This is a genomic window from Agromyces sp. P1_H4 (assembly GCF_056405255.1).
This window is the reverse complement of the sequence record NZ_JBFUCL010000240.1, coordinates 1-5,923: the sequence shown is the minus strand read 5'-3', so window position 1 is coordinate 5,923 and position 5,923 is coordinate 1. Positions and strand designations below refer to the sequence as shown.

General features: G+C 71.9%; 6 protein-coding genes and 1 pseudogene. All 7 read right to left on the bottom strand.

Annotated elements, in window-relative coordinates:
* Positions 1–1,159: pseudogene (locus tag AC1DY2_RS13930) on the bottom strand (hypothetical protein); the annotation flags it as partial.
* Positions 1,159–1,317 (bottom strand): DUF6760 family protein, encoded by a 159-nt coding sequence (locus tag AC1DY2_RS13925; protein ID WP_159606153.1) that lies wholly within the window; start codon positions 1,315–1,317, stop codon positions 1,159–1,161. The pseudogene AC1DY2_RS13930 and the gene AC1DY2_RS13925, both read right to left, overlap by 1 nt.
* Positions 1,314–1,760 (bottom strand): hypothetical protein, encoded by a 447-nt coding sequence (locus AC1DY2_RS13920; RefSeq protein WP_476762974.1) that lies wholly within the window; start codon positions 1,758–1,760, stop codon positions 1,314–1,316. Before AC1DY2_RS13920 ends, AC1DY2_RS13925 begins: the two co-directional genes overlap by 4 nt.
* Positions 1,760–2,206 (bottom strand): phage tail protein, encoded by a 447-nt coding sequence (locus AC1DY2_RS13915; RefSeq protein ID WP_309974721.1) that lies wholly within the window; start codon positions 2,204–2,206, stop codon positions 1,760–1,762. The genes AC1DY2_RS13920 and AC1DY2_RS13915 overlap by 1 nt, the downstream gene beginning before the upstream one ends.
* A 66-nt stretch (positions 2,207–2,272) precedes the next feature.
* Complete coding sequence (locus tag AC1DY2_RS13910; protein ID WP_476762973.1) at positions 2,273–3,841, bottom strand: phage tail sheath family protein; 1,569 nt, start codon at positions 3,839–3,841, stop codon at positions 2,273–2,275.
* Between the two features lie 126 nt (positions 3,842–3,967).
* Positions 3,968–4,678, bottom strand: a complete 711-nt coding sequence (locus AC1DY2_RS13905; RefSeq protein WP_476762972.1) for an eCIS core domain-containing protein — start codon at positions 4,676–4,678, stop codon at positions 3,968–3,970.
* 111 nt (positions 4,679–4,789) lie between these two features.
* The coding region (locus tag AC1DY2_RS13900) for an ATP-binding protein (protein WP_476762971.1) at positions 4,790–5,923 on the bottom strand (1,134 nt) is incomplete at its 5' end.

Here is a 5,923-nt window from a genome sequence, read left to right as displayed (position 1 = left end):
CCGTGGCCGCGTGCGAGGGGCCGGGCTCGGGTCCCGCCGCGGGCCTGACGTCGGCGCCCGAAGTGGTCGCGCCGAGCACGCCGCGCACCGTCTGCGCCGGGCCGTCGACGACGGCCGATGCGGAGGGCTCGTCCGGCTCCGAGACGGCGGGCGTCGCGGCGAGCGCGTCGCCGATCGCCGGGGCCGCCGAGTTCGGGGTCGCGGCCCGCTGCAACGGGAGCCCACCTCCTGCGGACATCCCAGACGGAAGTGGAGCGCCGAGCCCGAAGCGCCGAGGCACTGCCTCGGATACCGCGGCGGGCGGGCCGGCGAGCGTCGGCCCCGACGTGCTCGACTGCGCCTGGGGAGGAACCGCGGCGGCGACCGAGGGTGCGTCGAGGGGCGACGGGTCAGGCGTCGGAAGGTCGATCGGCGTCCCGCCCCGATCGATGCGCTGCACCGACGGTGCGCCCGAGAGACGGAGCGCCGGGGTGCCGGCTCTGGGAGCCTCGGTCGGGGCAGGATCGGCCGACCGGTCGCTCGCTGCGGCTGTCGCCACGATCGGCGCAGCACCCCCAAGCGCCGGAGCGTTCGGTTCGGCGACGTCCTGAGCCGGCGCCTCCCCCTGGGTCGAGGCCGCGGGGGGTTCGCCTGCGGATGGCGCGGGCTCATCGTCGCGGTCGACGGATGCCGCGGCATCCGGTGCCTCGACGGGCTCGGCCGGCGCGAGGTCCTGCTCGGGGGCGCGCTGCACCGGGAGGTCCACGCCGGACGCAGCGTCGGCGACGGTCGACGGCACGGCCGGCGACGACGCACTCCCCTGCTGGGTCGAGCGCCCCGGCCCCGAGAGCGGCGGCCGCAGCGTGAGGTCCGCCACGACCGACCGCTGCACGGGCGCGCCGAACCCCGATGCGCTGCCGGCCACCGTGCCCGACGGTGCCGTGGCGTCCACGAGGTGTCCCATCGCCCCGAGGCTGCTCGGCACGACCCGCGTGGGCAGCGACGCGACGAACCCGGTCGAGAGCGTCGCCGGCGCGGCATCCGACACCTGACGCTGCAGCGGCGGGAGGAACGCCCAGCCCGCGGGCGGGATGGGCGACGACGACAGCGGGCGCGACGGATCGGACGTCGCCGTCGGCGGTGCCGGCGACGGGTCGTCCCGCTGCCACGGCCAGCGCATCAGCGCTCCTCGGAGAGCCTCGTGTTGATCGACGCGATCTCGTGCACGTAGCGCAGGCGCTCCGCGTGCTCCATGTCGAGGATGTCGTCGAGCGACCAGTGGAAGTGGTAGGCGACGTACGCGACCTCCTCATGGATGCGGTCGGCCGAGTACGTCATGATTCCCCCAGGCGACCGCCCGCGAGATCGGCCGTGAACCGGTGCGAGCACTCGGGGCAGGTCACCGCGATGCGCGTGTGGCCCTCGGCGTTCACCCGCCGGTAGAAGTCCTGCAGGAACGCGACATCCGACGCGAACATGTTCTCGATGACCGACGAGTCGATCGAGCCGAGCGAGCCGAGCGACGTGATCACCCGACCGAGCAGCACGACCGTCGTGTAGGCGGCGTTCTCCTGCACGCGGGCGTCGTAGAGCGGCAGCAGCTCGTCGCGCGCCGTCGCCAGCCGCATCACCCCACGGCGATGCACCGTGCCGTCGGGACCGACGTAGCCGCGCGGGAGCTCGAAGGCGAACTCGGTGCGCATGGCGCCGTCGTCCACGAGACCCGCCGGCGCGGCATCCGTCGATTCGATCCCGGGCCGCGTCGCGATGACGCGCTGCATCACTTCACCTCTGACTCGTCGAAGCAGATCGTGAACTTCTCGGTGGCCTGCTCGGTCGCGCCCGCCTTGAGCGAGTTGACCTCGACGCTGCGCACCCAGCAGTTGCGGAACTCGTACTTCTTGATGGTGCCGCCCTCGTAGTCGAGGAGCTCGACCGACGCGGTCTTGCGCGCGCCCTTCACGTCGCCCTTCATGACGACGCCGAGCCAGTCGGTGACCGTCTTGGAGTCGGTGAGGCCGCGGGTGACGGTGAACTCCCCCGTCTTCGCGCGACCGATCAGCTGCCTCGCGACGTACTTCCCGTCGGCCAGCTGCTGCTTGAGTTCGATCTTGTCGACCTCGTTCTTCAGCCCCGAGACCTCCGTCACCTTCGGCAGCTCGATGCCGTCGATGATGACCTTGAAGGCGTAGGCGGGTGAGGAATCGAAGGTATCGGCCAGTGGCATGTCAGTCTCCTACTCGTGTCGTGCGATCACGCTCGTGCGGTCGCGCTCTGCGGTCGCGCTCTGCGGTCACTCGGCGACCAGGCTCGTGCCGCCCGAGAACTGCGAGAGCTCGAACACCACGAACTCCGCGGGCTTCACCGGGGCGACGCCGATCTGGCAGACGACCTGGCCGACGTCGATGAGCTCGGCGGGGTTCGTCTCCTCGTCGCACTTGACGAAGAAGGCCTCGTCGGCGGTGCTGCCGAACAGGGCGCCCTTGCGCCACTCGTTGATGAGGAACGCCGAGATCGAGCGACGCAGCTTGCCCCAGAGGGCGGGGTCGTTCGGCTCGAAGACCGCGAACTGCGTGGCGCCGAGGATCGACTTCTCCAGGTAGTTGAAGAGGCGGCGGATGTTGACGTACCGCCAGGCCGGATCGCTCGAGAGCGTGCGCGCACCCCAGACCCGGATGCCGCGACCGGGGAACGCGCGGATCGCGTTGACGCCGATCGGGTTGAGGAGCTCCTGCTCGGTGCGGGTCAGCTGCGTCTGCAGTTCGATGGCGCCCCGGACGACCTCGTTCGCCGGCGCCTTGTGCACGCCGCGCTCGCTGTCGTTCCGCGCCCAGACGCCGGCGATGTAGCCCGACGGCGGCACGAACCGGTTGCTGCCGGTCGCCGGGTCCAGCACCTTGACCCACGGGTAGTACAGGGTCGCGAACTTCGAGTCGTAGCCCGCGCCGGTGCGCCGCCACGCGACGATCTCCTGCGCGTTCAGGGCCGGCGGCGGGTCGAGGATGGCGACGCGGTCGCCCATCAGCTCGCAGTGCGCGATGACCGCGAGCTGCACGGCCTTCACGGTCTCGAGGTCGATGGCGCCCTGCTCGTAGGCCGCCATGAGGTCGGGGACGACCACCATGGTGACCTCCTCGATCTCCTCGAGGCCGCTGAAGCCGGTGCGGTCGGCGGCGTTGCCGATGTAGTTGGCCGCGGAGACGCCCTCGAGCACGATGGGCTGCTCCTCGGGCTCCGGCACGGCCAGGTCGAACCGGCCCGGCTTCGGGAGGACGCCGGCGGATGCCGCATCCACCTCCTCGACCGTGACCAGCTTCGACTCCGTGGCGACCTTGGTCACGACGTAGGCGGCGTGGTCGGGCTTCGGCGAGACCTGCTCCCAGATCTCCGGCGCGCGGCCCTCGGCCGTGACGACCACCTTGAAGACGCCGTCCTCCGGCTCCTCGCCGCCCGGATCGGCGATCTCGACCGAGATCGGCTTCGCGTTCGGCGAGGCGTTCTTCGCCGTGAACACGTAGTTGCCGATGGTCGCGGTCTGCGGTCCCGACGCGATGGCCTTCTGCTCCCGCTTGGCGCCCTTGCCGCCCGAGCTCTGCTGGCCCGTGCCGACGCGGACGACGTAGCAGTTGCCGCCGCCGTTCAGGAAGTAGCCGTACACCGAGTACGCGAGATAGGCGCCCGGATAGAGCCCGCCGAACTGGTCGACGAACTGCGTCCAATTGGACACGAGCGTCGGCGAGTTCTCCGGCCCTTTCGGTGCCATCCCGATGAATGCTGCGACCGCGGTGCCGACGCCCTCGATCGGGCGCGTGGCGGCCTCGATCTCCTGCACGTACACACCGGGTGAGAGATAGGTGGGCATCCCCGACTCCTTCGCTGGATTGCGTGATCCAAGCGTCGGTCCGCGGATGCCGCGGCGGGGGGTCCAACCGGACGGGCGAGGGGGTGAGAAGGGCTGCTCGATGGGGCAGGGGGAACAGGCGTCGGCCTAGCCGGCCGACTCCTCCTGCTCCTCCTCGGCCTCTTCGCGCTGCAGCCAGAGCCCCTGCACGGGCTCCTCCTCCTCGTCGCCCTCGCGCTGCACGGTCGGTGCTCCGGCGCCGGAGCCGTCGTCGATTCGCTGCACGGGCGCCGGTTCGCTCATGACCCTGGCGGCGTTGTCGGCAGCGGCGCGCTCGAAGCGGTCGCCGGGATCGCTGACGCTGACGCCGCTGCCGGTCGGGGTGCCCTCGACAGGGCCCGACCGCTGCTGCACCACGTGGGTGAGCTCGTGGGCGATGGTCGTCCGGCCCGCCTGCGACGACGGGTCGTACGCGTCGCGCTGGAAGACGACGTTGCTGCCCACCGTGTAGGCGTGCGCGCCGACCGACCTCGCGGACTCGTGCGCCGCGGCATCCGTGTGCACCCGCACGTCGCCGAAGTCGTGGCCGAGGCGCGACTCCATGTCGGTGCGCACCGCGGGCTCGAGCGGCGAGCCGCCTGACGACACGACGTCGAGCACCGGCGAGCGCTGCTCCTCGACGAGGTCGCTGACCGCGGCGTTGCCGGCCTCGCGCTGCAGGCGCAGCATCGTCGCCGGGCCGAGCACGTCGGCTCGGCGCTCGGCGAGTCCGTGCGTCGTGCCCTGCGCCTCGTGCGCGGCATCCGTCCCCCGGCGTGCGACCTCGAGGTCGACGCCGTCGTAGTCATGTGCGTGCATGGTGCACCTCCACGATCGACCGCTTCCATTTCACCGCGGGCAGGCCCGACGGGGACGAGATGTGCCCGATCGGGAAGGCGCCCGTTCGCGAACGCGCAGCGCGATGCCGGGTCATCCGCCCGCCACCTCCGCCCAGTACCGGCCGAACTCGCGTTCGACGACGAGGCGGCCGAGCTTGCGGTACTCCCGGTGCACGCCGAGCACGAGGTGGCGCATCGAGACGCCGCCGCGTTCGGATGCCGCGAGGTAGGCCGCCGTGACGGCCGCCGCCCTGATGGCTCCGCCCGCGAGCTCGAACGACCGCCCGAGGAACTCCAGGTCGAGGTCGTCGGCGCGGCGCACGCGGGAGCCCAGGCTCTGGTCCCAGAGCCGGCTGCGGTGCGCGGCGTCGGGCATCGGGAAGTCGACGATCACGTCGAGGCGTCGAGTGAACGCCTCGTCGATGTTCGCGCGCAGGTTCGTCGCGAGGATCGCGAGGCCGTCGAAGGTCTCCATGCGCTGCAGCAGGTAGGCGCTCTCGACGTTGGCGTAGCGGTCGTGCGCGTCCTTCACGTCGCTGCGCTTGCCGAACACCGCGTCGGCCTCGTCGAACAGCAGCACCGCATTGGTGCCCGCGGCCGCGCGGAAGATGCGCTCGAGGTTCTTCTCGGTCTCGCCGATGTACTTGTCGACGACGGTCGAGAGGTCGATGACATAGAGGTCGAGGCCGAGCCCGCCCGCGACCACCTCGGCCGACATGGTCTTGCCGGTGCCCGAGTCGCCTGCGAAGAGCGCCACGACGCCGTGGCCGCGGCCGCCGCCGGGCCGCATGCCCCAGTCGCCGAGCACCTGCTCTCGGTGCCGGGCACGCAGCTCGATCTCGCGCAGGGCGTTCATCGGCGCCGCGGGCAGCACGAGATCCGACCAGGCCACCCGCGGGGCGACGCGTCGGGCGAGCCGGTCGAGCGCCGAGGCGTTCTCGGCCCTCGCACCGGCCGCGAGGTCGGCGGCGGTGATCGTGCCCGACGTGGACAGCGCCGCCTGAGCTCGTGCCGTCGACGCGGCCCGCTGCACCTGCTCGGGCCGCAACCGGAACTGCGCCGTCGCCGTCGAGACGTCGAGCCCGTCGGCCATCGGGCCGAGCGACCGTCGCCAGAGCCGCGTGCGCTCGTCGATCGTCGTCGCCTCGACATCCGCCATCGCGGGCAGGTCGCGATGCCAGGCCGGATCCCAGGTGGACTCGCCGACGAAGACGGTCGGCTGGGT